This window comes from Streptomyces sp. NBC_00582, from assembly GCF_036345155.1.
Classification (GTDB): Bacteria; Actinomycetota; Actinomycetes; order Streptomycetales; family Streptomycetaceae; genus Streptomyces.
Window position 1 is genome coordinate 1,304,641 of sequence record NZ_CP107772.1, and the last position, 25,844, is coordinate 1,330,484.

Below are 25,844 nucleotides of genomic sequence, written 5' to 3' on the forward strand. Positions count from 1 at the left end.
TCGGAGGCTCCAGAGCGCCATGACCGTCAACTCACCTGTTCCGGACACGTTCGAGGACACCCCCGCCAAGGACCGCGACCCCGACTGGTTCAAGCGAGCCGTCTTCTACGAGGTCCTGGTCCGTTCCTTCCAGGACAGCAACGGCGACGGCGTCGGCGACCTCAAGGGCATCACCGCCAAACTCGACTACCTGCAATGGCTCGGTGTCGACTGCCTCTGGCTCCCGCCCTTCTTCAAATCACCCCTGCGCGACGGCGGATACGACGTCTCCGACTACACCTCGGTCCTCCCCGAATTCGGCGACCTCGCCGACTTCGTGGAATTCGTCGACGCCGCCCACCAGCGGGGCATGCGCGTGATCATCGACTTCGTCATGAACCACACGAGCGATCAGCACCCGTGGTTCCAGGAGTCCAGGAAGGACCCCGACGGACCCTACGGCGACTACTACATGTGGGCCGACGACGACAAGCAGTACGCCGACGCCCGCATCATCTTCGTCGACACCGAGGTCTCCAACTGGACCTTCGACCCGGTCCGCAAGCAGTACTTCTTCCACCGCTTCTTCTCCCACCAGCCCGACCTCAACTACGAGAACCCGGCCGTGCAGGAGGAGATCCTGGCGGCGCTGCGGTTCTGGCTCGACCTCGGCATCGACGGGTTCCGGCTGGACGCGGTGCCGTACCTGTACGCGGCCGAGGACACGAACTGCGAGAACCTGCCCGCCACGCACGCGTTCCTCAGACGGGTCCGCCGTGAGATCGACGCGATGTATCCGGACACGGTGATCCTCGCGGAGGCCAACCAGTGGCCCGAGGACGTGGTGGACTACTTCGGCGACTACGCCTCCGGCGGCGACGAATGCCACATGGCGTTCCACTTCCCCGTCATGCCCCGCATCTTCATGGCCGTACGACGCGAATCGCGCTACCCGGTCTCCGAAATCCTCGCGAAGACCCCGGCCATTCCCTCCAACTGCCAGTGGGGCATCTTCCTCCGCAACCACGACGAACTCACCCTCGAAATGGTCACGGACGAGGAACGCGACTACATGTACGCGGAATACGCGAAGGACCCCCGGATGCGCGCCAACATCGGCATCCGGCGCCGGCTCGCCCCGCTGCTGGACAACGACCGCAACCAGATCGAACTGTTCACCGCCCTGCTGCTGTCACTGCCCGGCTCGCCGATCCTCTACTACGGCGACGAGATCGGCATGGGCGACAACATCTGGCTCGGCGACCGCGACGCGGTCCGCACCCCGATGCAGTGGACACCGGACCGCAACGCCGGCTTCTCGTCCTGCGACCCCGGGCGGCTCTGTCTGCCGACCATCATGGACCCCGTCTACGGCTACCAGGTCACCAACGTCGAGGCGTCGATGGCCGATCCGTCCTCGCTGCTGCACTGGACGCGCCGGATGATCGAGATCCGCAAGCAGAACCCGGCCTTCGGGCTGGGCACGTTCACCGAGTTGCCGTCCTCGAATCCGGCCGTGCTCGCGTTCCTGCGCGAGTACGAGGACGACCTCGTCCTGTGCGTGCACAACTTCTCGCGTTTCGCCCAGCCCACCGAGCTCGACCTGCGCCGTTTCGACGGACGCCACCCGGTCGAACTGTTCGGCGGGGTGCGCTTCCCGGCCATCGGCGAGCTGCCCTATCTGCTCACCCTGGCCGGGCACGGCTTCTACTGGTTCCGGCTCACCCGAGCCGCGGCCCGGGTCGGCCGACGCCTGTGAGCGTGCGCCGAGGAAAGGATGGGTCACCGTGACGAAGACCGCCCCGCTCAGGCCCAGCACCGCCAGCGCCTTCCGCTCCGGTGGGCCGCTCGTCGCGCTGCTGCGCGAGTGGCTGCCCCGGCAGCGCTGGTTCGCCGGGAAGGACCGGCCGCTCACCGATCTGCGCATGCTGTCGATGACGGAGCTGTACCCGGGCTGTCTCCATCTGCTCGTACACGCCGGGCAGTCCGGGGTGCCGACCCCCGGGGGCACTCCCCCGGCCGGTGACTGCTACCAACTGCTCCTCGGTCTCCAGGAGCATCTGTCGCCCCGGCTCCGCCGGGCCCTCATCGGCCGGGTCGAGGAGGGCCCGCTGGCCGGGCTGACGGTCCATGACGCGCTCCAGGACCCCCGTTCGGCACAGCTCCTGCTGGAGCGGATGCGGCACCCGGGCACGCTCGGCCCGCTGTGCTTCGAGTCGGATCCGTCGGTGTCACTGCCGGCCGGGCTCGCACCGCGGCTGCTGGAGGCCGAGCAGTCCAACACCTCTCTGGTGTACGGCGACGCCTACATCCTGAAGATCTTCCGGCGTATCCAGCCGGGGATGAACCCGGATCTCGAGGTGCCGGTGGCGCTGGCCGGCCAGGGGTGCGGGCGGGTGCCCGCGCCGGTGGCCTGGTTCAGCACCACGCACCCCCAGGAGGCCACGCTCGGTGTGCTCCAGCCGTTCCTGCCGGACGCGGCGGACGGCTGGACGCTGGCCCTGCAGGCGCTGGCCCGCGGCGAGGACTTCACCGCCGAGGCCGAGGAGCTGGGCCGGGCGACGGCCGATGTCCATCTGGCGCTGGCGGCGGCCCTGCCGGCCGGTCCGGACGCGGAGGACGGACGGACGGCGGCCGCGATGACGGAGCGGCTGGAGGCGGCGGCGCACCACGTGCCGGCGCTGCGGCCGTTCGTGCCGGGGCTGACCACCGCGTTCGCCTCGCTCGCCGTCTGCGACCAGGGGCCGCCCGCCCAGCGCATCCACGGCGACCTGCATCTGGGGCAGGTGCTGCGGGCCGGGCGGGACTGGTTCGTGATCGACTTCGAGGGCGAGCCGTCCCGTCCGCTGGCCGAGCGGCGGCTCGCCCACTCCCCGGTGCGGGACATCGCCGGGATGCTGCGCTCCTTCGACTACGCCGCCCGTCAGCGGCGGCCCTGGCGGCCGGAGTGGGCGCGCCGCTGCCGGGAGGCCTACTGCGCGGGCTACGCGGCCCGGGCGGGCTGGGATCCGCGCAAGAAGCACGCCCTTCTGCGTGCCTATGAGACGGATCGCGCAGTTTACGAAGTGCTGTACGAGGCCCGCAACCGGCCCGACTGGCTACCCGTACCCATGGCGGCGATCGAACGACTCGCCGTCCGAGGAGGCTGACCCCATGGCCCTGCGCGACACCGCTCTTCCCGAGGCGGCCGGTCCCCGGCCGCTCGCGGCGCCCGCGCTCGACCCCGCCGACCGCGCACGGCTGCTGTCGGGCTCCCATCACGATCCGCACGCCCTGCTGGGCGCGCATCCGGCGCCCGGGGGTGTGCTGTTCCGGGCCCTGCGGCCCTTCGCCGACTCCGTGAGCGTGGTGGTCGACGGTACGGCGACCCCGCTCACCTCGGAGGAGGACGGTCTCTTCGCCGCCGTACTGCCCCTCGACGAGGTGCCCGCGTACACGCTGCTGGTGTCGTACGACGGCGATCCGCGCGAGGTGGAGGACCCGTACCGGTTCCTGCCGGCGCTCGGTGACCTCGATCTGCATCTGGTCCGGGAGGGCCGGCACGAGGAGCTGTGGCGGGCGCTGGGTGCCGAGCCGATGACCCACCAGGGGGTGGCCGGCACCCGGTTCACGGTCTGGGCGCCGAACGCGCAAGGGGTGCGGGTCGCGGGTGACTTCTGCTGCTGGGACGGGACGGCGTTCCCGATGCGGTCGCTGGGCGCGGCCGGGGTGTGGGAGCTGTTCCTGCCCGGCATCGGCGAGGGCACCCGGTACAAGTTCGAGATCACCTCGCGGCACGGCGGCCGTTTTTTGAAGGCCGATCCGATGGCGCGGCAGGCGGAGGTCCCGCCGGACACGGCGTCGATCGTGCACGCCTCGCACTACACGTGGGGCGACGCGGAGTGGATGGCGCACCGGGGTGACGTCCCGGTGCACGAGGCACCGTTCTCGGTGTACGAGGTCCATCTGCCGTCCTGGCGGCCGGGGTCGACGTACCGGCGGCTCGCCGAGGAGCTCCCGGGGTATGTCCAGGACCTCGGTTTCACGCATGTGGAGTTCATGCCGGTCGCCCAGCATCCCTTCGCCGGTTCCTGGGGCTACCAGGTCACCGGTTTCTACGCGCCGACGGCACGGCTCGGCACCCCGGACGACTTCAAGTACCTGGTCGACGCGCTGCACCGGGCGGGCATCGGGGTGATCGTGGACTGGGTGCCGGCGCACTTCCCCAAGGACGACTGGGCGCTGGCCCGGTTCGACGGCGATCCGCTGTACGAGCCCGGGGACGCGCGGCGGGCCGAGCACCCGGACTGGGGGACGTTCGAGTTCGACTACGCGCGGACCGAGGTGCGCAACTTCCTGGTCGCCAACGCCACGTACTGGTGCGAGGAGTTCCACGTGGACGGGCTGCGGGTGGACGCCGTCGCCTCGATGCTCTACCTGGACTACTCGCGGGACTCCGGGCAGTGGGAGCCCAATGTGTACGGCGGACGGGAGGATCTGGCCGCGATGACGTTCCTCCAGGAGATGAACGCCACCGTGTACCGGCGCAACCCGGGGGTCGTCACGATCGCGGAGGAGTCGACCGCCTGGGGCGGGGTGACCCGGCCGACCGACAGCGGCGGGCTGGGTTTCGGCCTGAAGTGGAACATGGGCTGGATGCACGACTCGCTGCAGTACATGGCGAAGGAGCCGGTGCACCGCAAGTACCACCACAACGAGATGACCTTCTCGATGGTGTACGCGTACAGCGAGAACTACGTGCTGCCGATCTCCCACGACGAGGTGGTGCACGGCAAGCAGTCGCTGGTGTCGAAGATGCCCGGCGACTGGTGGCAGCGGCGGGCCAACCACCGGGCGTATCTGGGGTTCATGTGGGCCCATCCCGGCAAGCAGTTGTTGTTCATGGGGCAGGAGTTCGCGCAGGGGGCCGAGTGGTCGGAGGCACACGGTCCCGAGTGGTGGCTGCTCGATCCCGGCTACGCCTCCGCGGGCGACCACCGGGGCGTCCAGGACCTGGTGCGTGACCTGAACACGCTGTACCGGGCGACCCCGGCGCTGTGGGAACGCGACACCGACCCGGCCGGGTTCCGGTGGGTGCTCGGGGACGCCGCCGACGACAACGTGTTCGCGTTCCTGCGGTACGGCGCCGACGGCACCCCGCTGCTCGCGGTCAGCAACTTCTCCCCCGTCGTCCGCCACGACCGCCTCCTGTCCGTCCCCGGCGACGCGCCGGCGTGGGAGGAGGTCCTCAACACCGACGCGGCCCGGTACGGCGGCGGTGACGTCGTCCACACCGGACCGGTCAAGGCGGCGAACGGGGAGCTGACGCTCACGCTGCCCCCGCTCGCGACGATGTGGCTGCGGCCCTCGTCCGTGTGAGGTAGCGCTTCAGGGGGCAGTCGGGTGCGTACCACCCGTGGGCAGTCCCACCCGTCAGCAGTCCCCCGTCAACATCCGCCCCGCACCCGGGGCGCAGAGAAAGGCCGCATCGCGTGCGCACCGTCGGAGTGGAGGAGGAACTCCTCCTGGTCGACCCGGAGACCGGCGAGCCCAGGGCGCTGTCCGCCGCGGTCCTCGCCCGCGCCGCACGGTTCGAGCAGGCGGAGGAGGAGCCCGTCTTCCAGAAGGAACTGCACAACCAGATGGTCGAGTTCGCCACCCATCCCCAGGCGGAGATGGGTGAGCTCGCCGCGGAGATCGTCCGGATCCGCGCGGAGGCGGCCAAGCACGCGCGGGAGGCGGGCTGCGCGGTCGCGGCGCTCGCCACCTCCCCGCTGGCGGTGCGTCCCTCCGTCAGCATCGGTCGGCGCTACCGGTGGATGACCGACCAGTACCGGATCGCGACCCGTGAGCAGATCGTGTGCGGCTGTCACGTGCATGTCTCGGTCGGCTCCGACGACGAGGGCGTCGCGGTCATCGACCGGCTGCGGCCGTGGCTGTCGGTGCTGACCGCGCTGAGCGCGAACTCCCCGTTCTGGCAGGGCCGGGAGACGGGGTACAGCAGCTATCGCAGCCGGGTGTGGCTGCGCTGGCCGTCGGCCGGTCCGACCGAGCTGTTCGGCTCGGCCGAGCGGTACCACCGGCGGGTGGCGGACATGCTGGCCACGGGGACGATCCTCGACGAGAAGATGGTCTACTTCGACGCCCGGCTGTCGGCGCGCTGGCCGACGGTGGAGGTGCGGGTGGCGGACGTCTGTCTGCACGCGGAGACCGCCGTCCTCGTCGCCACGCTGGCCCGCGCGCTCGTGGAGACGGCCGCCCGTGACTGGCAGGCCGGCCGGGAGCCGGTGGACCACAGCGTCAGTCTGCTGCGGCTGGCCGACTGGCGGGCCGCCCGCTCCGGGCTGACCGGGGACCTGGTGGACCCCGTGACCATGCGGAACGCGCCCGCCGAGACCGTCGTACGGTCGCTGCTGACGTATGTCGAGGACGCGCTCGCGGACAGCGGGGACCTGGAGCGGGCCCGGGAGGCGTGCGCCGGGCTGCTGCTGAACGGCAACGGGTCCCAGGTGCAGCGGGAGGTGTACGAGCGCACGGGCAGTCTGCGCGAGGTGGTCACCACCTGCGTCCGGCAGACACAGACCTGAGGCGGCTTGGCTGGTTTCCGTCTGCGCGTGTGGACCGGCCCAGGTCACCGACGCTCATCACTTAGTCCGTTCCCGGCCACAACCGGTCTCACCTGGGCTACATTCGCCAGCGTCGATAACAGTACTCGTCGACGGGGTCACCCTTCGTACATGTCAGGAGCAGCGTATGCGCGACTTCGCTGTCGCTCCCCCAGCCGTTACGCCCCTGACCGGAGGGCTCGCCGACAGCGTTTTCGAGACAGCGGCCCGCACCCCCACGCTCCCCGTCCTGGCACGCCGCGGTGAGCCCGGCTCGTCCACCTGGACGGAGGTGACGGCCGTCGAGCTGCGCGACGAGGTGGTGGACCTGGCCAAGGGGTTCGTGGCGTCGGGGATCTCCCCAGGTCACCGGGTCGCGATCATGGCGCGCACCCGGTACGAGTGGAGCGTCCTCAGTTACGCGCTGTGGGCCGTGGGCGCCGAGGTCGTGCCGGTGTACCCGACCTCCTCGCGCGATCAGGTCGAGTGGATCCTGCGGGACTCGGCCTGTGTGGGCGTGGTCGTCGAGGACGAGCAGAGCGTCATGACGGTGGGCTCGGTGTGCGCGACCCTGCCCCGGCTGCGGCACGTGTGGCAGCTCGACACCGGGGCGCTGGAGGAACTCGCGCGGCGCGGTGAGTACGTCCCGCTGACCACCGTGGACTCGTTGCGCCGGATCGTGCTGCCCGACTCCACGGCGGTGGTCGCGTACACCTCGGGCACCTCCGGGCGGCCGCTCGGCTGCGCGCTGAGCCACCGCAACCTGGCCAGTCCCTGCGACACCCTGCTCGGCGGCTGGGGCCACACGGCGGCGCCGGCCGGGGAGCAGGCCTGCGTCCTCGCGTTCCTGCCCTTCTCCCATGTGTACGGCCTGATGATCCAGGGGCTGTGTCTGCGCGGGGGCATCCTGATGGGGCACGAGCCCGAGCTCGGCGCGGAGTCGCTCTCGGCGGCGCTGCGGACCTTCCGGCCGACGTATCTGTACGCGGTCCCGTCGGTGTTCGAGAAGATCTACAAGAACTTTCTGCGGGTGGCGCAGGAGTCGGGCCGCGGGGCGCTGTTCGAGCGGGCCGCGGAGACCGCGCGGGACTTCGCGGCGGCCGTCGAACGGCAGCGGCTGGGCCGTGGCTCGGGGCCCGGCTTCGACCTGCGGCTGCAGCACGCGCTGTTCGAGCGGACGGTGTACCGGCGGCTGCGCGCGGCGCTCGGCGGCCGGGTCCACCGCGCCACCTCGGGCGGCTCCCCGCTCCATCGCGACCTCTCCCTGTTCTACGAGGGCATCGGCGTCTACGTCCACGACGGGTACGGGCTCACCGAGACCAGCGGCGGGGTCACCATGCAGCCGCTGGGGCGGGAGAAGTCGGGGACGGTCGGGCAGCCCCTGCCGGGTACCGACATCCGGGTGGCGGACGACGGGGAGATCCTGGTGCGCGGCCCGTCGGTGTTCCAGGGCTACGTCAACGACGACGCCGCGACCCGGGCTGCGCTGCGGGGCGGCTGGCTGGCCACGGGCGACCTGGGCTTCCTGGACAACGACGGCTACCTGACGATCACCGGCCGCAAGAAGGACGTCATCATCACCAGCAGCGGCAAGAGCGTGGCTCCGGCCGCGCTGGAGCAGCGGCTGCGGATGCATCCGCTCGTCCACCAGGCCGTGGTCGTCGGCGACAACCGGCCCTGCGTGGGCGCGCTGATCACCCTGGACCCCGATTTCCTGGCGCACTGGCGCGCGAGCCTGACGCTGTACGGGGAGGGGCGGGAGGCCCGCGAGGAGAACGCGCTGCGGGAGGAGATCGCCCGGGCCGTGGCGGCGGCCAACAGCGCGGTGTCCCGCTCGGAGTCGATCCGCGCCTTCCGGATCCTGCCCCAGCCCTTCGACCAGACGAACGGCCTGCTGACCCCCTCGATGAAGCTGCGCCGCGACTCGATCGTGCGGCACTACGCGGCGGAGATCGAGGCGATGTACCAGGCGAGGGCCCGGCTTCCGCGGCAGACGGCGCCGGAGGAGATCCTGAGCTGGGACGACGCGGACGACGTGTTCCGCTGAGCGACGGACACCGCGTCGCGAGGGGGCGCGTAGGGTGGGCCGCCTCGGGAACCCTGTGAGTGACGACGCGAGAGATCCTTACAGAAAGGACGCCGGCCCCGGCCGCCATGGGGCCGCACCCACGACATGGCGATCGACCCGCGCGGGGAAGACTCCGGCGCCTCCTCGGCCGTACCGGGCCGTACCGTACGTTTCCCGGGTGAGCCGCACGATGTGACGGGAGCGCGGCTGGCCGCGGAGGAGTTCCTCGGCGCGCTCGCGGAGACCGTGCCGCCGACCGCGCCGGAGTGCTGGCACGACATCGTGCTGATCGTCACGGAACTGGCCTCCAACGCCGTCCAGTTCGCGCCGGGCCCGTTCGAGCTGGGGCTGCGGCCGACCTTCGACGGGGTGCACGTCACGCTGCACGACACGAGTGCCGTGATGCCTGCCCCGCGGCGGTTCCGGCCGGACACCGGGAGCGGCGGCATCGGCTGGTATCTGATCGAGACCCTGTGTACGCAGGTCAGCGTGGTGCCGGACGGAACGGGGAAGGAGGTTCACGTCTTCCTGCCCTGGTGAGGCCGTTCTCCGGGGTGAGGCGCAGCGGCACCAGCACACGGATCGTCTTCCCGCCGTCCGCGCGCCGCTCGATCGAGATGCGGCGGGAGAGCCGGATGATCAGGGGCCAGCCGTAGCCGCTGCCCTGGTGGAGGGCCGGCAGTTCTCCCGTCCCGTAGGCGACGGGCGGCACCACATCGCTGCGGTCCTGCACGGCGAGCCGTACGCCGTCGGGCGTCGGCGTCACCACGAAGCCCACCAGACCGCCGCCGTGCCGGATCGCGTTGGTCACGAGTTCGGAGACGACGAGCAGCAGGTCGATCAGGTCCCGCTCGTGCGGCGACCGGCCGCGCGCTCGGCCGTGGGCGTCGACCACCGCACGGGCGTGGTCCCGCGCCGCCGCGGCCGTCGCCGGCGGCGCGACCGCCGGTTCCCTCGTCGCGAGCTCGTCGCCCTTCACGCCGGACAGCCCCACGGGCCGGTCACGGCGTCCCCGGGGCGGAGAGGTCGCGTGGGTGGGGGTGGATCGTGTCGGTCACGTCGCTCCTTTCTCAGGGGTTCTTCCGCAGCGGCTACCCGGCCGACGCGTCCGCATACCGGGCCGGACGGGCCGGGTGTCCCCGATACCCGGAAGCGGACCGGTCCGTGATCGGCGTCGCGGGCATGAGGGGCGGGTTCCGGGGTAGCCGCTCGGCGCGAGAAGAAGGCCGCAGCCGCCGGAGGAACCCCCGTCCGTCGCCCCCCGCTGCGCAGCCGTCCGTCGGGGCGACCGGCCCCGACCGTCAGCTTTCGGAGGTAGTCGTGTCCACCGCCCAGCAACCCCTGTCCGTCGAGGTCGACGTGATCCGCGAGGACGTCGCACTGGTCACGGTCGAAGGCCATCTGGACCTCGACACCGCGACCGAGCTCCAGGCGCAGCTGGCGAACCAGCTCCACCACGGCCGCCGGCACTTCCTGCTCGAGCTGTCCGGCGTGCCCTTCATGGACTCGTCCGGGATGAACATCATCCTGCGCGTGTACCACGAGGCCCGCGATCTGCCTGGCAGTGTCCATGTCATAGCTCCGGCCCCCGCCGTGCGGAGGGTGCTCGACCTCACCGGGGTCAGCCTCACGGTGCCGATCTCGGACGAGGTCGCCGACGCGCTGGCGCTCATCGACCGGGGCGGGGCAGGGACCGACCCGGAGGCCTGAACGCGGGTGCCGCGCCGCACCTGGCGGAAACGCGCAGGTGTGCGGGCACCTTCGGGCAACAGTTGCCATTTGACAACTGTCAGCATGAGGCAACAAAGTGTGCGAGGCAGTCACGCGGGAGGGATCACGGATGTGCCGGTGGGCGACGACGACCACCCGTGGCGCGCGGCGGCGGCCCGCAGCGGGCGCCGGAGATCCTCAGGCCGTGGCCGCGTCGACCGGGCCGGTCGTCTCGTGGATCTGCTCGGCCGCGGCGACGCAGAAGGCCTCCAGGCCCCGAAGCAGCGCGTCGCGCTGCGCGGCCGGCATCTGCTCCAGGACCGCCTGGAGGGCGCTCTCGCGCCGTGCGCGCAGATCGGTGAGGAACGCCCGTCCGCGCCGGCTCAGGAAGAGCTGGAGTTCGCGACGGCTGTTCACGGCCGCCCTGCGCTCGACGAACCCCACGGCCTGCAGCCGGTCGCACAGCCTGCTGGTGGACGGCGGTGTGGAGCCCAGGTGGTCGGCGAGTGTCCGCAGGTTGATGCCTTCGTTGTGCTCCAGGATGAACAGCACGCGCAGCTGGGAGGCGGAGACCGGGGCCGTGGAGGCACGGCCCCACAGGACCTCCAGCAGCTCGGCCGCCTCCGAGGTCACACGCGCGACCTCGTGGGGCTGCGGACGCGAGGAGCGCGAGGAGGGGGACATCACGGACCCACTCTCGCAGGCTTCGCGGACGCTGTCAGCCCGCCCCCGCCGGTCACCGCCCGGCACACGCGTCACCACGGCCCCCTCGGCCCCTTGCGGCCCCTCCCGAAGAAAGGCGTGACCGACATCGTGAACCGGCTCGTGACCGCCGGGCGCGCCCTGCGCTCCGCCGCCGCGCACGAGGTCCCCGAGGCCCTGCGCGAGGTGCTCTGCGCCCATTACGCCGCCGAGACGGCCGAGTTGTGGCTGGCCGACTACGGCGCCGCCGTCCTGCTCCCCGTCTCCCCCACGCCGCACGGCGTCGCCCCCGAGCCCGTCCCCGTACGCGCCGGCGCCCTCGGACGGGCCTACGGCGCCCAGGAGCCCCAGGTCGAGCGGCTCGACGGCGGCCGGGTGTGCGCGCATCTGCCCGTCACCGTGCGCGGGGACCGGCTGGGCGTGCTGTCCGTGACGCTGCCCGCCGAGGCCGCCGGACCCGACCGGATCTGCGAACTCGCCGAGCTGGCGCGGCTGCTGGGCCATGAGCTGCTGGTCGCCGAACGCGACACCGACCGCTATCTCCAGGCCCGCCGCACCGACCGGCTGACGCTCGCGGCGGAGATGCAGTGGCAGCTCCTCCCGGCGCGGTCCTGCGCCCGGGACGCCTACGCGCTCGGTGCCCAGCTGGAGCCGGCGTACGCGATCCACGGCGACAACTTCGACTGGTCGGCGTCCGCGGACCATCTGATGGTGTACGTCACCAACGGCATGGGCGAGGGCATCGAGGCGTCCCTGCTGACCGGGCTGGGCATCAACGCGCTGCGCAACGCCCGCCGCGCGGGCATCCCGATCGCGGACCAGGCGGCGCTGGCGGACCAGGCGATCCACGCCCACTACCGGGGCGAGGCGCATCTGTCCGTGCTGCTGGTGGACATCGAGCTGTCCACGGGACGGATGCAGGTGGTGGACGCGGGGTCGCCGCGGATGCTGCTGCTGCGCGACCGGGTGCTGACCGCCGTGGACCTGGAGGCACAGCTTCCGCTCGGCATGTTCGAGGAGACGGACTACGTGGCCCAGGAGTTCGTCCTGGAGCCGGGCGACCGGCTGCTGTTCGTCAGCGACGGCGTCCACGCGGTGCCCGGGCCCGGCGGGGAGATCTACGGCGAGCGGGCGCTGGCCCGGGCGGTGAACTCCGCAGCCCTGCTGCCGGCGGCGGAGGTGCCGGCCGCGGTCCTGCGCGAACTCTCCGGGCACCGGGGCAGACCCGAGCCGGACGACGACGCGCTGGTGGTGTGCCTCGACTGGTTCGGCAAGCCCCCGCGTCCCCGTCCGGCGCCCCCTGACCAGCAGCGGCACGACGCAGACGAGGAGTGAGGCAGGTTGCCGGAGCACGACACGGCCGTACCCGACACGGCACCCGAGAGCGAGGTCGGGGCGTTCCTGCGCCGACGGCGGGAACAGCTCGCCCAGCGCTGGGCCGACGAACCCCTGTTCCGCACGGTGTTCACCGTCGCCCGGGACGAGGCGGTGGAGGCCGGGCGGGTCGTGCTCGACGCCCTGGCCCAGGTGTCGCTGAGCGGACGCGTGGAGGACCCCGCGGACCCCGGCTTCACCCTCGTGCGCGAACAGCTGTCCCGGATGGCGGCGGCCCGTGCCCGCACCGGGCTCACCCCGTCCCGGGTGTCGACCGAGGTGGACGCCCTGCGGGTGCCCGCCGCCGATCTGCTCGTGGCGGAGCTGCCGGACGCCTCGGCCGAGCACGTGCGGGCGTGCACGACGGCGCTGACCGTCCTGATGGGCACCCTGCGGCTGGTGGTGATGGAGACGGCGCTCACCGAGGGCGAGGCCCTCATCGACCGGCAGCGGCTCCAGCTCCTGGAGGTGGCCACGCCGGTCATCCGGCTGTGGGACGGGATCGTGGCGGTGCCGCTGATCGGGACGCTGGACAGCGCCCGCAGCCAGGTCGTGATGGAGACACTGCTGGAGTCGGTGGTCGACGAGCAGGCCCGGTTCGCGATCCTGGACATCACCGGTGTGCCGACCGTGGACTCCCTGGTCGCGCAGCATCTGATGAAGACCGTGGCGGCGGTCCGGCTCATGGGCGCGGAGTGCGTCGTCTCGGGCATCCGGCCGGCCATCGCGCAGACCATCGTCCACCTCGGCCTCGACCTGGGAACGGTGATCACCCGGGCGAGCCTCGCCGACGCCCTCGCGTACGCGCTGCACCGGCTGGGCGCGGACATCGTGCGGTCGGCGCCCGGCGGTGCGGACCCGAGGTGAACGACGACTTCCCGCAGCTCGGTGCGGTCTCCGTGCCGGTGCTCAGACTCGGCGACGTCCTGCTGGTGACCCTCCAGGGCGATCTGCACGACGGCATGGCCGCGCGGCTCCAGCAGGACATCGCGGAGGCGATCGTGAACAGCCGGGTGACCGGTGTGGTCATCGACATCTCGGGCGTCGAGATCGTCGACTCCTTCCTCGGCCGGGTGCTGGCCGAGATCGCGGAGCACGCGCGGCTGCTGGCGGCGCGGACCGTGGTGGCGGGGATGCGGCCCGCGGTCGCCCTCACCCTGGTGGAGCTCGGGCTGACCCTGCCGGGGCTGCGGACCGCTCTGAACACCGAGGCGGCCCTGGAACTGCTCGGCCGCGCGGACGCGGCCCGGCCCGGCGGCCCCTACCGGGACGCCCGGTGAGCGCGGCCGCCGCGGGTGTCGCGGCCCGGCTGCCGATCCGCTCCGACCTGGATCTGGTCCGGGTCCGCCAGCATGTGCGCCAGGCGTCCGCCACGCTCGGTTTCGGCCTCGTGGACCAGACCAAGCTGGTCACCGCGGCCAGCGAACTGGCCCGCAACACCCTGGTGTACGGCGGTGGCGGCGAGGTGGAGGCCGTCCCGGTCGCCGACGGTCCCCGGCAGGGGCTGCGGCTCACGTTCACCGACCGGGGACCGGGCATCGCCGACCTGGAGCGGGCGCTCAGCGACGGCTACACCTCCGGGGACGGGCTGGGGCTCGGGCTCGGCGGGGCGCGCCGGCTGGTGCACGACTTCGCCATCGACAGCACGCCCGGGGCCGGCACCACCGTCACGGTGACCTCGTGGACGGCACGCGCTCCCCGGCAGCGCGAGGGGTCCTGATGGCGCGGGTGTGGGACGTACCGGTGCAGGACTCGACACGGGTGCGCGACGCCCGGGTCGCCGCACAGGACGCGGCGGCGCTGGCGGGTCTGGACGAGTCGCGCACCTCGGCCGCCGCCCTGGTCGCGACGGAGCTGGCGACCAACCTCCTCAAGCACGGCGGCGGTGGCCGGCTCCTGGTGGAGGCGGTGGCGCCGCCCACCGGACAGGGCGCCTCCCCCACGGTGCAGATAGCGTCGGTCGACCACGGCCCGGGCATCGCGGACGTGCGCGCCGCCCTCGTGGACGGGTTCTCCACGACGGGTTCCCTCGGCGCCGGGCTCGGCACCTGCCGCCGGCTGGCCGACGCCTTCGGTCTGCACGGCTCCCCCGGCCGCGGCACCGTCGCCGTCGCCCGGATCGGCGCCCCGTCGAGGCAGCCCCCCGTCGGTGCGCGGGCCGGCGGGATCAACGTGCCCTTCGCGGGCGCGGCGTACTCCGGCGACCTGTGGACCTGCGTCCACGCGTCCGATCGGCTCACCCTGATGCTGGCCGACGGGCTCGGGCACGGCCCCGAGGCGGCCCGCGCCTCGACGGCGGCGGCCGAGGAACTGCGCCGCTGCGCCCGCCTCTCCCCCGCCGAGCAGATCCGCCGACTCGACACGGCGCTGCGCGGCACCCGGGGCGCGGCCGTCGCGGTGGCCCAGCTCGACCTGCGGGCCGCGCGGCTGACGTTCGCGGGAGTCGGCAACATAGGGGCCCGGCTGTACGAGGGCGGCGGCTGGCGCCCCCTGGTGTCGCGGCCGGGCATCGTCGGCGTCCACCGGCCCACGACCGTGCCGGAGACCGAGGTGCCCTGGGCGGCGGACCGGCTGCTGATCCTGCACAGCGACGGGCTGCCCAGCCGCTGGGTGCCGCCGTCCGGGCCCGGGCTGCTCACCGCCGACCCCGCCGTCACCGCCGCCGTCACCGTGCGCGACGCCGGAAGCTCCGCGCGCCCGGTGCGCGACGACACCGCGGTGGCCGTCCTGTCCCCCGACCCGCCGGACCTTCCATGACGCACACCTGGCAGATCACCACCGTCACCGACGCGGCCCGCGCCCGGATCGCCACCGCCCGTCTGGCGGCCGCGTACGGCGTGCCGCCGGTGGAGCGCGCCCGGCTCTCGGCCGCGCTCAGCGGTCGGCTGCGCCAGTGTCTGACCAAGGGCGGCGACTGGCGGCTCACCGCGCGGGCCGCCGACGGTCTGCTCGCTCTGGAGGTCCTGCCCCTGTCCGGGGCCGGGGAGCGCGTGTGGCGTACGTCGGCGCCCTGCCCGGAGCCGTCGGACGCCGTCGTGTGCACCGAGGTCGCGGACGATCCTTCGCTGCTCGCGGAGGCCCTGCTGGGGGCCGACGAGGACACCTGCCTGGTCCTGGAGAGGCTCGCCGAGCAGGAGGAGCTCGTCGGCTTCCACCGCGAGGAGCTGCACCAGACCAACCAGGGTGTGCTGGCCCTGCACGCGGAGCTGGACGCCGCCGGGCGGGCCCAGCGCGAGGCGTTCTCGGCGGAGCGCACGGCCCGCCGGGAGGCGGAGAGCGCCCGCCGCAGGCTGACGTTCCTGGCGGACGCCAGCGCCTCGCTGACGGCGTCCCTCAACCAGGAGCAGATCGTGCGGCGGCTGCCCGAGCTGCTGGTGCCCGAGTACGCCCGCACCGTCGACGTCTGGGTGTTCGACGCCGAGGACGACCGTCAGGAGCGGGCCGCGCACCCGGCGGCGGCCGTGCTCGCCGCCCGCACGGGACGCCCCCAGTACGCGGCGGCGCACCCCGGAGGGCTGCCGGGCGTCGACGACCACCCGCCGTCCGCGCTGGACCCCACCCGGCCGATGCTGTGCGTGCCGCTGGCGACCCGGCGTGCCCCGCTCGGCGTGCTCACGCTCACCCCGCCCGGTGCGCGGTGGGACCCGGACGACGCGGTGATGCTGGTGGAGCTGACGCGGCGGGCGAGCACCGCCCTGGACAACGCGCGCCGGTTCGAACACAACCAGGACATCGCCGAGACCCTGCAGCGGGCCCTGCTGACCGACCTGCCCAGCACCCCGGGCCTGCGGCTGGCGGCCCGCTATCTGCCCGCCACCTATGGGCTGAACATCGGCGGCGACTGGTACGACGCGTTCCGCCGCCCGGACGGCAGTCTGATCGTCGTCATCGGGGACGTCACCGGGCACGGGCTGCACGCGGCCGTGATGATGAGCCAGCTGCGCACCGCGCTGCGCGCCTACGCCGTCGACACCGGCAGCCCGGGGCGGTTGCTGACCCGGCTGCACCTCTTCCTGCACCATCTGCAGCCCGATCTCTACGCCACCGCCGTGATCGCCCGCCTCCGGCCCGGCGAGCCGTCGCTGACCTGGGCCGCCGCGGGTCATCCGCCGCCGGTGCTGCGCGGTCCGGACGGGCGGGTGCGCACCCTGGACGCCAAGCCCGGGGCGATGCTCGGCATCCCGCTGCACCAGGAGATCGCCGACCACACGGTCCCGGTGGCGCCCGGATCGACGCTGGCGCTGTACACGGACGGGCTGGTCGAGCGGCGCGCCCAGGGCATAGACCCGGGCATCGAGCGGCTCGCGTCCACCCTCGGCGGCTTCCGCACGGCGGAGCTGGAGGCGGATCTGGACGGTTCCGCGGAGCGGATCCTGGACCCGATGCTGAGCGACTCCGAGCGCGACGACGACGTGTGTCTGCTGCTGTGCCACCTCGACGGCGCCGCCCCGGCGGCCGGGGGGCGCTGACGAGGGACCGGCGTCAGCCGTCCCGGGTGTGCGCGTGCCGGAAGGCGTGGAGCCCCTGTTCCAGGGCGGTGCGCTGGGCGGGGGTCATGCCGGCGAACACGGCGGCGAGCCGCCGCACCCGTCGCTCGGTCACGTCCGTGAGGACCCGGCGCCCGTACGCCGTCAGCACGAGCTGCACCTCGCGCCGGTTGCGCGGCTGCACGGTCCGCTCCAGCAGGCCCGCGGCCTCCAGCCGGTCGCAGAGCCTGCTCGCCGTGGGCACCCCTATGCCGAGGTCCTCGGCGAGCGCCGTCACATTGAGCTCCGGTCTGCGCCGGACCGTCCTGAGCGCGAGGAGCTGCCGGGCCGGCAGCCGGGGCACGGCCTCCTCGGCCGCCGCGAGCCAGCAGGCGACCAGGGACTCCACCGCGTCGGCCATGTGCCGCGCCGCCGTCTCCCGGCCCCCTCGGTCGTCGGAGTCCCGCGCGCACTCCACGTCAGCAACCTCCGGCGGGCGCACTTGTCATGTACGTCGGCCTACCCGGAGGTACCGGGCGTACACGGCCCTTGCGCGGGGTACGACGGGAGCCTCAGCAGAAACGTTCGTCTGCATGCCTCGCCCGGCTGGCGGAACCCGTCCGGGCGCGGTGGGATCGATGGGGTGCGAAAGGCTCGCGGGAGGGCACGCGCATGACGTCGGGCAGACCGCCTGGAGCCGCAGAAAGGGATGGACACCGTGACACGACCCAGGATCCTGGTGGTGGGCGCGGGCTTCGCCGGAGTGGGATGCGTTCGACGTCTGGAACGCAGGCTCGCCGGTACGGAAGCCGAGATCACTCTGGTGACGCCGTTCGCCTACCAGCTCTATCTGCCGCTGCTGCCGCAGGTCGCCTCCGGGGTGCTGACGCCCCAGTCGATCGCCCTGTCGCTGCGCCGCAGCAAGAAGTACCGCACCCGGATCATCCCGGGCGGCGCCATCGGCGTGGACCTGAAGGCGAAGGTCTGCGTCATCCGCACCATCACCGACGAGATCGTCAACGAGCCGTACGACTACATCGTGCTGGCTCCCGGCAGTGTGACCCGCACCTTCGACATCCCCGGGCTGACCGAGCACGCCTTCGGCATGAAGACGCTCGCCGAGGCCGCGTACATCCGTGACCACGTCATCTCCCAGCTCGACCTCGCCGACGCCAGCCACGACCCCGCCGAGCGGGCCTCCCGGCTCCAGTTCGTGGTCGTGGGCGGCGGCTACGCGGGCACCGAGACCGCCGCCTGTCTGCAGATGCTCACGCACAACGCGGTCAGGCGCTATCCGCGGCTGGACCCGGACCTGATCAAGTGGCATCTCATCGACATCGCGCCCAAGTTGATGCCGGAGCTCGGCGACAAGCTGGGCCGCAGCGCGCAGGAGGTGCTGCGCCGGCGCGGCATCGACATCTCGCTGGGTGTGTCCATCGCGAAGGCGGGACCGGAGGAGGTCACCTTCACCGACGGCCGGGTGATCCCGACCCGCACCCTGATCTGGACGGCCGGGGTGGTGGCGAGCCCGCTGATCGCCACGCTCGGCGCCGAGACCGTGCGCGGGCGGCTCGCGGTGACCTCGCACATGAACCTGCCGGACCACGACGGGGTGTTCGCCCTCGGTGACGCCGCCGCCGTGCCGGACGAGGCGAAGGGCGACCCGGGCGCGGTCTGCCCGCCCACCGCGCAGCACGCGATGCGGCAGGGCAAGGTGGTCGCCGACAACGTCATCGCGACCCTGCGCGGGCAGTCGACGCGGCCGTACGTGCACAAGGACCTCGGTCTGGTCGTCGACCTCGGCGGCACGGACGCCGTGTCCAAGCCGCTCGGCATCGAGCTGCGGGGGCTGCCCGCGCAGGCCGTGGCGCGCGGCTACCACTGGTCGGCGCTGCGCACGGGCGTGGCCAAGGCGCGGGTGCTGACGAACTGGACGCTGAACGCGATCGCGGGCGACGATTTCGTGCGCACCGGGTTCCAGGCGCGCCGGGCCGCCCGGCTGAAGGACTTCGAGTACACGGACAGCTATCTGACGCCCGAGCAGGTGCGGGCGCAGGTCGAGGGCTCGGGTCCCGGGTCCGGGTGACGGCAGCGGGGGTGAGCGCGGCGGCCCGGTGGCGGGACCGGGTCGCCGCGTCCGACCCGGGGCTGCTGCGGCTGGCGGCGGGGCTGCGGACGGTGGCCGCGATCTCGCTGACGCTGGCCGTGCTCTCGCTGCTGGGCGCGGACGTCCAGCATCTGGTCGCCGGGGCCATCGCGGCGATGGTCGCCACCTTCGCGATCCGCGAGAAGCAGCGGCCCCGGCAGGCGGTCACCCTGGCGCTGGGGCTCGCGGTGGCGCTCGCCTCGGTGTCGGTGGCGGCGCTGTTCGCCACCCGGCAGGTGGCCGGTGACGTCTTCTTCGTCGTGCTCATCTTCTGCGCGGTGTACGGCCGCCGGTTCGGCGACCGGGGCACCACCCTGGGGCTGGTCGGCTTCCAGGTCTACTTCCTGGCCCTGTTCGTCGGGGTCACCACCGAGAACCTGGCCGGGTTCTGCGGGGTGATCGCCCTGGCGTTCGTCTGCAGTGCCGTCGCGCGGTTCGCGCTGGTGCCGCAGACCCCGGCGGGGATCCTGGAACGGCTGCGGCAGGCGTTCCGGGCCCGGCTGGCGCAGCTCATCGACGCCCAGCTCGAGCTGCTGGACGCCGGACCGGACGAGGTGGACAGGGCGCTGGAGCACGCCCGCGAGGGCACCGCGCGGCTGCACGAGACGGCCATGATGATCCAGGGGAGGCTGGAGGAGGGCACCTCGGACGAGGCGGTGGCCCGGCTGGTGCAGCGCCGGATCGCCGACGCGGAGATCACCGCCGAGCGGCTGGGGCTGATGCTGCTGACGGCGCGCGGTACGGAGCGGGCGGACACCCTGACCCTGCATCTGCCCGGGGCACCGCTGCCCGAGGGCGGTCATCTGCCGGTGCGCGACGACGCGCTCGACACCCTGCGCCGGGATCTGACGGCCCTGCGACTGCTCGTACGGCAGCCCGCGGCGGACGGCGCGGCCACGGCGGGGGTGCGCAACCGGCTGCTCGGCTACCGCGACGAGGAGAACCTGCCGCAGGCGTCGCCGGACGTGCAGGACGTCTTCCGGGGGCTCGGTGAGGCGGCGCGGGCGGTGCTGGGGCTGCGGATCGCGCTGGACGGGCCGCAGGACGAGTCAGGGGACAGCCTCGAGACGGCGCGCTCCCGGGAGGAGCTGGACGCGGAGGACGTGGCCATCGCCGCCGAGGAGGAGGACCAGCAGGAGGACCAGGACGAGAAGGGGCTGCGCCGGCCTACCACCCGGGCCGCGGTGCAGGTCGCGGTCGGCTCGTCGCTGGCCATGGCGGGCGGCGAGCTGCTGTCCGCGCACCGCTGGTACTGGGCGGTGCTGACCTGCTGGATCGTGTTCCTCAACACCGCGTCCACCGGGGAGATCCTGGTCAAGGGCTACCGCCGGCTGCTGGGCACCGTGCTCGGGGTCGTCGCGGGCATCCTGCTCGCGGGGATCGTCGGCCATCACACGGGGACGGCGTTCGCGGTGGTGCTGCTGTGCGTGTTCGCGATGTTCTACACCGCGCCGCTGTCGTACACGCTGATGTCGTTCTTCGTCACGGCGGCGCTGGGGGTGCTGTACACGCTGCTGCACACCTACAGCCTGTCGGTGCTGGTGCTGCGGATCGAGGAGACCGCGCTGGGGGCGGTCTGCGGGGTGGTCGCGGCGGCGCTGGTGCTGCCGGTGAGGACGGACCGGCGGACGAACGAGCTGCTGACGACCGTCCTCGACCGGCTCACCGACGTCACCTCGGACGCCGTCGACCAGCTCAGCGGCGGGCCGCCGGCCGACCTGCTGGACCGGGCCCGGGACCTGGACCGGGCGCTGGCGGATCTGCGGGCCGCCACTCAGCCGCTGACGCATCCGGTGACCCCGCTGCGGACCCGGCGGGACACCGCGCGGTACGTGGTCGCCCTGCTGGAGACCTGCGCGTACCACGCTCGGTCGCTGGCCGCGACGGCGGAGCTGCTGCCGACGCATCCGTCGATCGCGGCGGATCCCCGGCTGCGCGGGGCCGGACGGCGGATCCTGCACAACATCGGCGCGATCGCCGCCCGGGTCGCAGGCGAGCCCACCACGGCCGAGGTGCTCACCGGGCCGAGCATCGCCTCGCTGCTGAAGCCGGGCGGACTCGCCACCCCCCGCTACGGCCGGGTCACCGACCGGGTGCTGCGGCATCTGCAGCGGCTGGACGAGGCGGTGCTGGGGCTGGCGCGACCGCTCGGGGTGCCGGTCGCCCGGCCGGGGTGACCGGTCAGAAGTCGGTGGGCAGGTCGCTCACGGCGGCGATGCCGCGCAGTTCCTCGGTGTCGTGCTGCCGCTGCCGGATGCAGCCGGCGATCTCGGCGAGACGGACCGGATCCTCGGCGGTGGCCGCGTCGGTGACCACCCGGACCGGGCCGGTGCCGTCCACGTGGATCTCGACGAGCTGGTTGTCCAGCCGGCCGGTGAGGGCGGTGGCGATGACCAGCGCGGCCTCGTCGCGGATCTCGGGGGGCAGCTCGTCGCCGTCGTCCGGGTCCAGGGCGAAGTCGAGACTCTCCGGTGGTTGTTCGTCCAGGGCGCGCAACGCCGGGGCGACGATCCTCATCAGCAGTCGGTAGTCCTCGTCGTCCATGCGGAGGCGCAGGAGGTCGAGGTACATGTCGACGGGCCGTGCGTCCGGCGGGAACTCGGATTCGTTCATGTGTCCCGGGTTCCCCGGCCTCCGGGCCTCAGACCCTGCGCCAGCGGGCCATCGCGAAGGAGAACAGTCCGAACAGGACGAGACCGGCCGCGACACCGGCCAGCAGCCCCGGTCCGGCGGGCGTGTGGGCGAACGAGCGGAGCGTGTCGTCGAGCCCCTTGGCGTGCTCGGGGTCGTAGTCGAGGGCGGCGTGGACGGCGGAGGCGCCGACGCCGGCGAACACCAGGCCGCGGGCCGCTCCCCCGCCCACGCCGGTGACGTCCACCAGCCGCCGGGTGCGCGGGGACATCGCGCCCAGCCGCATCTTCTCGTGGTAGGCCCGGGTGACGGCACGGCCGCCGATCCACACACCGGCCACGATGATCCCGGCCCCCGCGGCGCCCACGAGCCACTGCCCCGCCGACACCTGGAGCAGCCGGGCGGTGACGTCCCTGGACTGCCGGTCGCTGGAGCCGCCGCCGCTGCCCGAGCCGGCGGCGAGCGCCAGCACGGAGGAGGCCACGAAGGAGTAGAACCCGCACCGGGCGAGGGCGAGCAGCCGTTTCCCGGCGCTGCGTCCGTCGGGCCCGGCCGCACCGAAGACCGCCTCGGAGAGCCGCCACAGGGCCATCCCGGCCAGTCCGACCCCCAGCGCCCACAGCAGCACGGCGCCGAAGGGCTGCCGCGCCATCTCGCCGAGGGCGCCCTGCCGGTCGGCCTGCCGCCCGGACCGCCCGAAGGCGATCCGCAGGGCGAGCACCCCGACGAGCAGATAGATCACACCGCGTGCGGTGAAGCCGGCTCGCGCGGCCCCCTTCACCACGGATCCGCGTGCGGCCCGCTCGGCCTCGGCTCTGCCGTCGCGCATCAGCGCGCCTGCGTTCATCCGTCCTCCCCTGGTTGTCGTTGGTCCGGCTGCCCCGTCGGGCGCCGGACACACCCGGCCGCGGGTGAGGCGGCCCTCGGCGCTCAGCCGCTCCCGAGCCGGGCCGCCCGCTGGGTGCGGCCCAGGGCGTGCAGGTATTCCAGGGCGTCGAGCAGGACCGTGCGCTCGTGCCAGGCCAGCCAGCGCCCCGCCTCGGCGCCCAACGCGCCGAGTGCCCTGAGCTGGGGGGTGCGCAGGACGTCCAGCGGGCGGTCGACGTGGGCCGAGACCATGCCGACGCACACCCCGGACCGCGCGGTCAGGGGCACGCTGTGGCAGGCCCTGCTGCCGGCGGCGAGGATCGCCTCGCGGGCGGGCTCGGTGAACACCGGGTCGCTCTCCACGTCCCGCACGGTCACCTGGGCGACGTCGCGGGCGGCCTTGGCGCAGGAGGTGCCCTCCTCCCCGACGTACGCGAAGAAGTCGAGGAAGTCCTCCGTCAGCCCGGTGTGCCGCTCGATGCGCAGCTGTCCGCTCACCCGGTCGACGGTCTGCACATTGCCCATGTCGGTGCCGACCACGTCGAGCGTCCGGTCCAGCACGGCGCCCAGCACCGCGCCCCGGCTGCGGCCGCCCGACGGTACCTGCTCCATGCAGTCGAGCGGCGGCTCGGGCCGGCGCACCCGCTGCGGGAACCACAGCACCGTCCGAGCGTCCGGCCGGGGCGTGGTGACCACGGCCCCGGCCAGGGTGCGCATCTTGACGTTGTACCGCTGCGAGGCGCGCCGCAGGAGCGCGAACGCGCCGTCCGCGTCGGGCAGGACATAGCGTTCCTGGAGCATGCCCTGGGCCTGCGAGATGAGCGGGTGGGTGCGGATCCGGGCGCGCAGATCGCGGACCTCGGCGCGCAGCCGGAGCACCTCCCGGCGCTCGGGGTCCTCGTCCGCCGTCCCTGCTGCGGCCGCGGTCATGGGATCTCCGTCCGGTCGGCGTCGTACGACCGCCGACGCGCGGTCGCTCCGGCACGCCTGCCCGGGACCCTCACGCGTACACGTGCGGATCCTCGTCCGGACGCGGGGATTCCGTCGCGGCCGAGGTCTCGGCCGCGGTGAGCCAGTCCTTGGCCGTCCGCAGGGCGAAACCCACGTCCCGTGTCCCGGTGGAGACGCACAGGGTGTACGCGAGATCCTGCGCGCGGGCCCGCGCCGCGGGGCCGCCGGGTGCGGTGAGCGCCTCGTACTCCTCGACGAGCAGGCGCAGCACGGCGGGATGGGGTCTCAGCATCAGCGGGGTCCTCTCCTTCTGCTTCGTGTGTCGGTGTGTCGCCGTCGGGGCCGTTCAGGCGCCGCCGTCGGTGCGGTGTCCCAGGGCCTCCGCGCGGACCCGCTCGCAGCTGCGGCTGATGAGGCGGGAGACGTGCATCTGGGAGATGCCCAGCCGGTCGGCGATCCGGCTCTGGGTCATGTCCTCGAAGAAGCGCATGTAGAGGATGGCGCGTTCGCGTTCGGGCAGGCTGCGCAGGCCCTGCTTGGCGGACTCGCGGTCGATGACGGTGTCGTACGAGACGTCCGGGCCGCCCAGGGTGTCGGCGAGGCTGTATCCCTCGTCGTCGGTGCGGAGTTCGGCGTCCAGCGAGAGGGTGCTGAAGCTCTCCAGGGCCTCCAGACCGGCGCCGACCTCCTCCTCGGTCAGGCCCGTGTGGGCGGCGAGGTCGGCGACCGAGGGCTCGGGGGAGCCCGGGCTCTGGGTGAGTTCGCGGCGGGCGATCCGTACCTTGTTGCGCAGTTCCTGGACCCGGCGGGGGACGCGCAGCGCCCACATCCGGTCGCGGAAGTGCCGCTTGATCTCACCGGTGATGGTGGGCACGGCGTAGCTCTCGAAGGCGCCGCGCTCCGGGTCGAAACGGTCGACGGCCTTCACCAGGCCGAGTGCGGCCACCTGCCGCAGGTCCTCGACGGCCTCGCCGCGGTCGCGGAACCGGCCGGCGATGCGGTGGGCCATGGGCAGCCAGGCGGTGACGATCCTGTCGCGCACGGCGTCCCGTTCGGGCCCCTCCTCCAGCGTGGTCAGCCGCTCGAACAGCCGGGCGGTGTCGGGGGCGTCGTCGTGGGACCTGCGGGTCCGCGTCGCGGAGTGGGCGGATACTGCGGGACGGCTGGTCGACGTGTCGATGAGCATGCGGAATCGGCTCCTGATCGGTCGTCTCGGGGATAGACCTGGGGAGGGCCGCCGCCGTCCGGGGCAGAAGAAGCGCCCCGGAGCGGACACACCACTCCCGTCGGCGCGCCTCCGGTCCGAAGCACGAACCTCCGCCTGCCCTGCCACCGGAGGACCAAACCCGCTCGGGGTTCGGCATTGCGGCCCGTCGGCCGGGATCGCGCGACCCGGCCCGTGGAGAGAGATCTTCAGAACACGGGGACGACGGCGGTGATGCGCTTGCCCCCGCAGGGCATGTCGGACACCCGTACGTCCCGGGCCAGCCGGCACACGATCGGCCAGCCCCGGCCGTGGACCCGGGTGCGTCCCTGCTCGTCCAGCGGGTCGACGGCCACCGGCATCCGGTCGCTGCGGTCGCTGACGGAGACCCGCACGGACCGCCCGTCGAGGTCCACGTCGAACGCGGTGACCCCGCCGCCGTGCAGGATGGCGTTGGTGGTGAGTTCCGACGCGACGAGCAGCGCGTCGGAGAGGGCCGCCTCGTCGTACGGACAGCCGCCGCCCGCGCACCGCCCGGTCACCGCCCGTCGGACGGCCCGTCGGACGTCGGCGGGCCGGCAGGGGCCCGCCCCGGCACATGGCCCGGTGCCGTCCGGTGCGTCGTGTACGTCCGCGGGGTCGGTCGAGTCGTTGACACGCATCCTTTCGCTCCCTGGCAGTCCCGTGCTGATGGATATGAGTCGGTGGATCGGTCGAGGATCGAGTCGAGGGGACGAGGGGCCGCCGGTCCACCGGTGCGCTCTCCCCCGGGCGGCGCGGGCCCTCTCTCTTCGGCTGGCCGCGCGGGCGGACGCCAAACATGCGGATCCGCGAAGCGTCGTCAAGCCGCCGCCGCGGGGTACACATCAGACATGACCGATGTCGTGGACTCGGGCGAACTGCTGCGGCGCATCCAGCGCGCGAGGGCCTGTGCGCGCGAGGAGCTGCGCGCCTGGCGGGCCCGGAGCGGGGAACTGGAGCGGGCCGATCCGGACGCGGCGCGCGAGGCGCGGGTGCGGAGTCTGGCGTACGAGGCGGTGCTCAGAGCGCTGGACGAGATCGTGACGCCGGGCCGGGCGGGCGTGCGGCGCTGACCGCGCGAAGTGAAACAGGTCACGTGACCGGGTTCCGCCTACGCGAAATCCCCAAGAATGGTTTACGG

Annotated in this window: 25 protein-coding genes; 16 read left to right on the forward strand and 9 right to left on the reverse strand. The window is 73.1% G+C overall.

All coding sequences use genetic code 11. The features are described from left to right. The first annotated feature begins 19 nt into the window (after window positions 1-19). The 6 genes from treS (at window position 20) to OG852_RS05340 (ending at window position 9,171) form a co-directional block, all read left to right on the forward strand. Window positions 20-1,738, forward strand: coding sequence for a maltose alpha-D-glucosyltransferase (gene treS, locus OG852_RS05315; protein ID WP_330347228.1), 1,719 nt, complete (start codon window positions 20-22; stop codon window positions 1,736-1,738). A 28-nt stretch (window positions 1,739-1,766) separates the two neighbouring features. Then, on the forward strand, window positions 1,767-3,128 hold the full coding sequence (locus OG852_RS05320; protein WP_133918051.1) for a maltokinase N-terminal cap-like domain-containing protein: 1,362 nt from the start codon (window positions 1,767-1,769) through the stop codon (window positions 3,126-3,128). 4 nt (window positions 3,129-3,132) lie between these two features. Continuing rightward, window positions 3,133-5,337: a 1,4-alpha-glucan branching enzyme gene (gene glgB, locus OG852_RS05325; protein ID WP_330347229.1), complete on the forward strand. Its 2,205-nt coding sequence runs from the start codon at window positions 3,133-3,135 to the stop codon at window positions 5,335-5,337. Window positions 5,338-5,450: 113 nt separating this feature from the next. After that, window positions 5,451-6,545 carry a glutamate--cysteine ligase 2 gene (locus OG852_RS05330; RefSeq protein WP_133918053.1) on the forward strand — a complete coding sequence of 365 codons (1,095 nt, stop codon included), beginning with the start codon at window positions 5,451-5,453 and terminating at the stop codon, window positions 6,543-6,545. A gap of 166 nt (window positions 6,546-6,711) precedes the next feature. After that, window positions 6,712-8,610 carry an AMP-dependent synthetase/ligase gene (locus tag OG852_RS05335; protein WP_133918054.1) on the forward strand — a complete coding sequence of 633 codons (1,899 nt, stop codon included), beginning with the start codon at window positions 6,712-6,714 and terminating at the stop codon, window positions 8,608-8,610. 126 nt (window positions 8,611-8,736) lie between these two features. Beyond that, complete coding sequence (locus OG852_RS05340) at window positions 8,737-9,171, forward strand: ATP-binding protein (RefSeq protein ID WP_330347230.1); 435 nt, start codon at window positions 8,737-8,739, stop codon at window positions 9,169-9,171. On the opposite strand, the gene OG852_RS05345 is transcribed toward OG852_RS05340, so the two are convergent. Further along, a complete protein-coding gene (locus OG852_RS05345; RefSeq protein ID WP_330347231.1) occupies window positions 9,116-9,610 on the reverse strand; it encodes an ATP-binding protein in 495 nt (164 codons plus the stop codon). The genes OG852_RS05340 and OG852_RS05345 overlap by 56 nt on opposite strands. A 341-nt stretch (window positions 9,611-9,951) precedes the next feature. Between OG852_RS05345 and OG852_RS05350 the strand changes: the two genes are divergently transcribed. Next, the gene (locus OG852_RS05350; protein ID WP_133918056.1) at window positions 9,952-10,341 is read left to right on the forward strand and encodes an STAS domain-containing protein; all 390 of its coding nucleotides are present in this window, start codon (window positions 9,952-9,954) and stop codon (window positions 10,339-10,341) included. Between the two features lie 198 nt (window positions 10,342-10,539). Here the strand turns inward: OG852_RS05350 and OG852_RS05355 are convergent, their stop codons facing one another. Continuing rightward, the gene (locus tag OG852_RS05355) at window positions 10,540-11,025 is read right to left on the reverse strand and encodes a MarR family winged helix-turn-helix transcriptional regulator (RefSeq protein WP_133918083.1); all 486 of its coding nucleotides are present in this window, start codon (window positions 11,023-11,025) and stop codon (window positions 10,540-10,542) included. Between the two features lie 129 nt (window positions 11,026-11,154). On the opposite strand from OG852_RS05355, the gene OG852_RS05360 reads away from it, so the two are divergent. The 6 genes from OG852_RS05360 to OG852_RS05385 are packed head-to-tail and all read left to right on the forward strand — an operon-like array spanning window position 11,155 to window position 16,886. Beyond that, on the forward strand, window positions 11,155-12,378 hold the full coding sequence (locus tag OG852_RS05360; RefSeq protein ID WP_443064644.1) for a PP2C family protein-serine/threonine phosphatase: 1,224 nt from the start codon (window positions 11,155-11,157) through the stop codon (window positions 12,376-12,378). Between the two features lie 6 nt (window positions 12,379-12,384). Next, window positions 12,385-13,284: an STAS domain-containing protein gene (locus tag OG852_RS05365; protein WP_330347233.1), complete on the forward strand. Its 900-nt coding sequence runs from the start codon at window positions 12,385-12,387 to the stop codon at window positions 13,282-13,284. Continuing rightward, complete coding sequence (locus OG852_RS05370) at window positions 13,281-13,697, forward strand: STAS domain-containing protein (protein ID WP_133918058.1); 417 nt, start codon at window positions 13,281-13,283, stop codon at window positions 13,695-13,697. The genes OG852_RS05365 and OG852_RS05370 overlap by 4 nt, the downstream gene beginning before the upstream one ends. Further along, entirely contained in the window at window positions 13,694-14,137 is a 444-nt protein-coding gene (locus OG852_RS05375; RefSeq protein ID WP_133918059.1) for an anti-sigma regulatory factor, read from the forward strand. Before OG852_RS05370 ends, OG852_RS05375 begins: the two co-directional genes overlap by 4 nt. Then, the gene (locus tag OG852_RS05380; protein WP_330351400.1) at window positions 14,137-15,174 is read left to right on the forward strand and encodes an ATP-binding SpoIIE family protein phosphatase; all 1,038 of its coding nucleotides are present in this window, start codon (window positions 14,137-14,139) and stop codon (window positions 15,172-15,174) included. Before OG852_RS05375 ends, OG852_RS05380 begins: the two co-directional genes overlap by 1 nt. After that, window positions 15,171-16,886: a PP2C family protein-serine/threonine phosphatase gene (locus tag OG852_RS05385; RefSeq protein WP_330347234.1), complete on the forward strand. Its 1,716-nt coding sequence runs from the start codon at window positions 15,171-15,173 to the stop codon at window positions 16,884-16,886. Before OG852_RS05380 ends, OG852_RS05385 begins: the two co-directional genes overlap by 4 nt. A gap of 13 nt (window positions 16,887-16,899) precedes the next feature. On the opposite strand, the gene OG852_RS05390 is transcribed toward OG852_RS05385, so the two are convergent. Then, window positions 16,900-17,361 carry a MarR family winged helix-turn-helix transcriptional regulator gene (locus OG852_RS05390; RefSeq protein WP_330347235.1) on the reverse strand — a complete coding sequence of 154 codons (462 nt, stop codon included), beginning with the start codon at window positions 17,359-17,361 and terminating at the stop codon, window positions 16,900-16,902. Window positions 17,362-17,592: 231 nt separating this feature from the next. Between OG852_RS05390 and OG852_RS05395 the strand changes: the two genes are divergently transcribed. Together OG852_RS05395 and OG852_RS05400 are read left to right on the forward strand one after the other, a co-directional pair. Beyond that, window positions 17,593-18,969: an NAD(P)/FAD-dependent oxidoreductase gene (locus OG852_RS05395; RefSeq protein WP_133918061.1), complete on the forward strand. Its 1,377-nt coding sequence runs from the start codon at window positions 17,593-17,595 to the stop codon at window positions 18,967-18,969. Continuing rightward, complete coding sequence (locus OG852_RS05400) at window positions 18,966-21,206, forward strand: FUSC family protein (RefSeq protein WP_443064504.1); 2,241 nt, start codon at window positions 18,966-18,968, stop codon at window positions 21,204-21,206. The genes OG852_RS05395 and OG852_RS05400 overlap by 4 nt, the downstream gene beginning before the upstream one ends. Window positions 21,207-21,210: 4 nt before the next feature. On the opposite strand, the gene OG852_RS05405 is transcribed toward OG852_RS05400, so the two are convergent. From OG852_RS05405 to OG852_RS05430, 6 genes are all read right to left on the reverse strand, one after another. After that, on the reverse strand, window positions 21,211-21,642 hold the full coding sequence (locus OG852_RS05405; RefSeq protein ID WP_133918062.1) for a hypothetical protein: 432 nt from the start codon (window positions 21,640-21,642) through the stop codon (window positions 21,211-21,213). A gap of 28 nt (window positions 21,643-21,670) precedes the next feature. Then, complete coding sequence (locus OG852_RS05410) at window positions 21,671-22,507, reverse strand: DUF1206 domain-containing protein (protein ID WP_133918063.1); 837 nt, start codon at window positions 22,505-22,507, stop codon at window positions 21,671-21,673. Window positions 22,508-22,590: 83 nt separating this feature from the next. Then, window positions 22,591-23,457 (reverse strand): ANTAR domain-containing protein, encoded by an 867-nt coding sequence (locus OG852_RS05415; protein ID WP_330347237.1) that lies wholly within the window; start codon window positions 23,455-23,457, stop codon window positions 22,591-22,593. 70 nt (window positions 23,458-23,527) lie between these two features. After that, window positions 23,528-23,770 (reverse strand): DUF5133 domain-containing protein, encoded by a 243-nt coding sequence (locus tag OG852_RS05420; protein ID WP_133918065.1) that lies wholly within the window; start codon window positions 23,768-23,770, stop codon window positions 23,528-23,530. Window positions 23,771-23,824: 54 nt separating this feature from the next. Further along, entirely contained in the window at window positions 23,825-24,664 is an 840-nt protein-coding gene (locus OG852_RS05425; protein WP_133918066.1) for a SigB/SigF/SigG family RNA polymerase sigma factor, read from the reverse strand. A 227-nt stretch (window positions 24,665-24,891) separates the two neighbouring features. Then, complete coding sequence (locus OG852_RS05430) at window positions 24,892-25,344, reverse strand: ATP-binding protein (protein WP_133918067.1); 453 nt, start codon at window positions 25,342-25,344, stop codon at window positions 24,892-24,894. A 210-nt stretch (window positions 25,345-25,554) separates the two neighbouring features. Between OG852_RS05430 and OG852_RS05435 the strand changes: the two genes are divergently transcribed. Further along, complete coding sequence (locus OG852_RS05435) at window positions 25,555-25,776, forward strand: hypothetical protein (RefSeq protein ID WP_133918068.1); 222 nt, start codon at window positions 25,555-25,557, stop codon at window positions 25,774-25,776. Window positions 25,777-25,844: the final 68 nt, after the last annotated feature.

Bases quoted from the DNA above. Each gene is read 5' to 3' on its own strand.
- treS (WP_330347228.1), top strand. From the start codon at position 20: ATGACCGTCAACTCACCTGTTCCGGACACGTTCGAGGACACCCCCGCC.
- glgB (WP_330347229.1), top strand. From the start codon at position 3,133: ATGGCCCTGCGCGACACCGCTCTTCCCGAGGCGGCCGGTCCCCGGCCG.
- OG852_RS05335 (WP_133918054.1), top strand. From the start codon at position 6,712: ATGCGCGACTTCGCTGTCGCTCCCCCAGCCGTTACGCCCCTGACCGGA.
- OG852_RS05340 (WP_330347230.1), top strand. From the start codon at position 8,737: ATGGCGATCGACCCGCGCGGGGAAGACTCCGGCGCCTCCTCGGCCGTA.
- OG852_RS05355 (WP_133918083.1), bottom strand. From the start codon at position 11,025: ATGTCCCCCTCCTCGCGCTCCTCGCGTCCGCAGCCCCACGAGGTCGCG.
- OG852_RS05380 (WP_330351400.1), top strand. From the start codon at position 14,137: ATGGCGCGGGTGTGGGACGTACCGGTGCAGGACTCGACACGGGTGCGC.
- OG852_RS05385 (WP_330347234.1), top strand. From the start codon at position 15,171: ATGACGCACACCTGGCAGATCACCACCGTCACCGACGCGGCCCGCGCC.
- OG852_RS05395 (WP_133918061.1), top strand. From the start codon at position 17,593: ATGGACACCGTGACACGACCCAGGATCCTGGTGGTGGGCGCGGGCTTC.
- OG852_RS05405 (WP_133918062.1), bottom strand. From the start codon at position 21,642: ATGAACGAATCCGAGTTCCCGCCGGACGCACGGCCCGTCGACATGTAC.
- OG852_RS05410 (WP_133918063.1), bottom strand. From the start codon at position 22,507: ATGAACGCAGGCGCGCTGATGCGCGACGGCAGAGCCGAGGCCGAGCGG.
- OG852_RS05415 (WP_330347237.1), bottom strand. From the start codon at position 23,457: ATGACCGCGGCCGCAGCAGGGACGGCGGACGAGGACCCCGAGCGCCGG.
- OG852_RS05420 (WP_133918065.1), bottom strand. From the start codon at position 23,770: ATGCTGAGACCCCATCCCGCCGTGCTGCGCCTGCTCGTCGAGGAGTAC.
- OG852_RS05425 (WP_133918066.1), bottom strand. From the start codon at position 24,664: ATGCTCATCGACACGTCGACCAGCCGTCCCGCAGTATCCGCCCACTCC.
- OG852_RS05430 (WP_133918067.1), bottom strand. From the start codon at position 25,344: ATGCGTGTCAACGACTCGACCGACCCCGCGGACGTACACGACGCACCG.
- OG852_RS05435 (WP_133918068.1), top strand. From the start codon at position 25,555: ATGACCGATGTCGTGGACTCGGGCGAACTGCTGCGGCGCATCCAGCGC.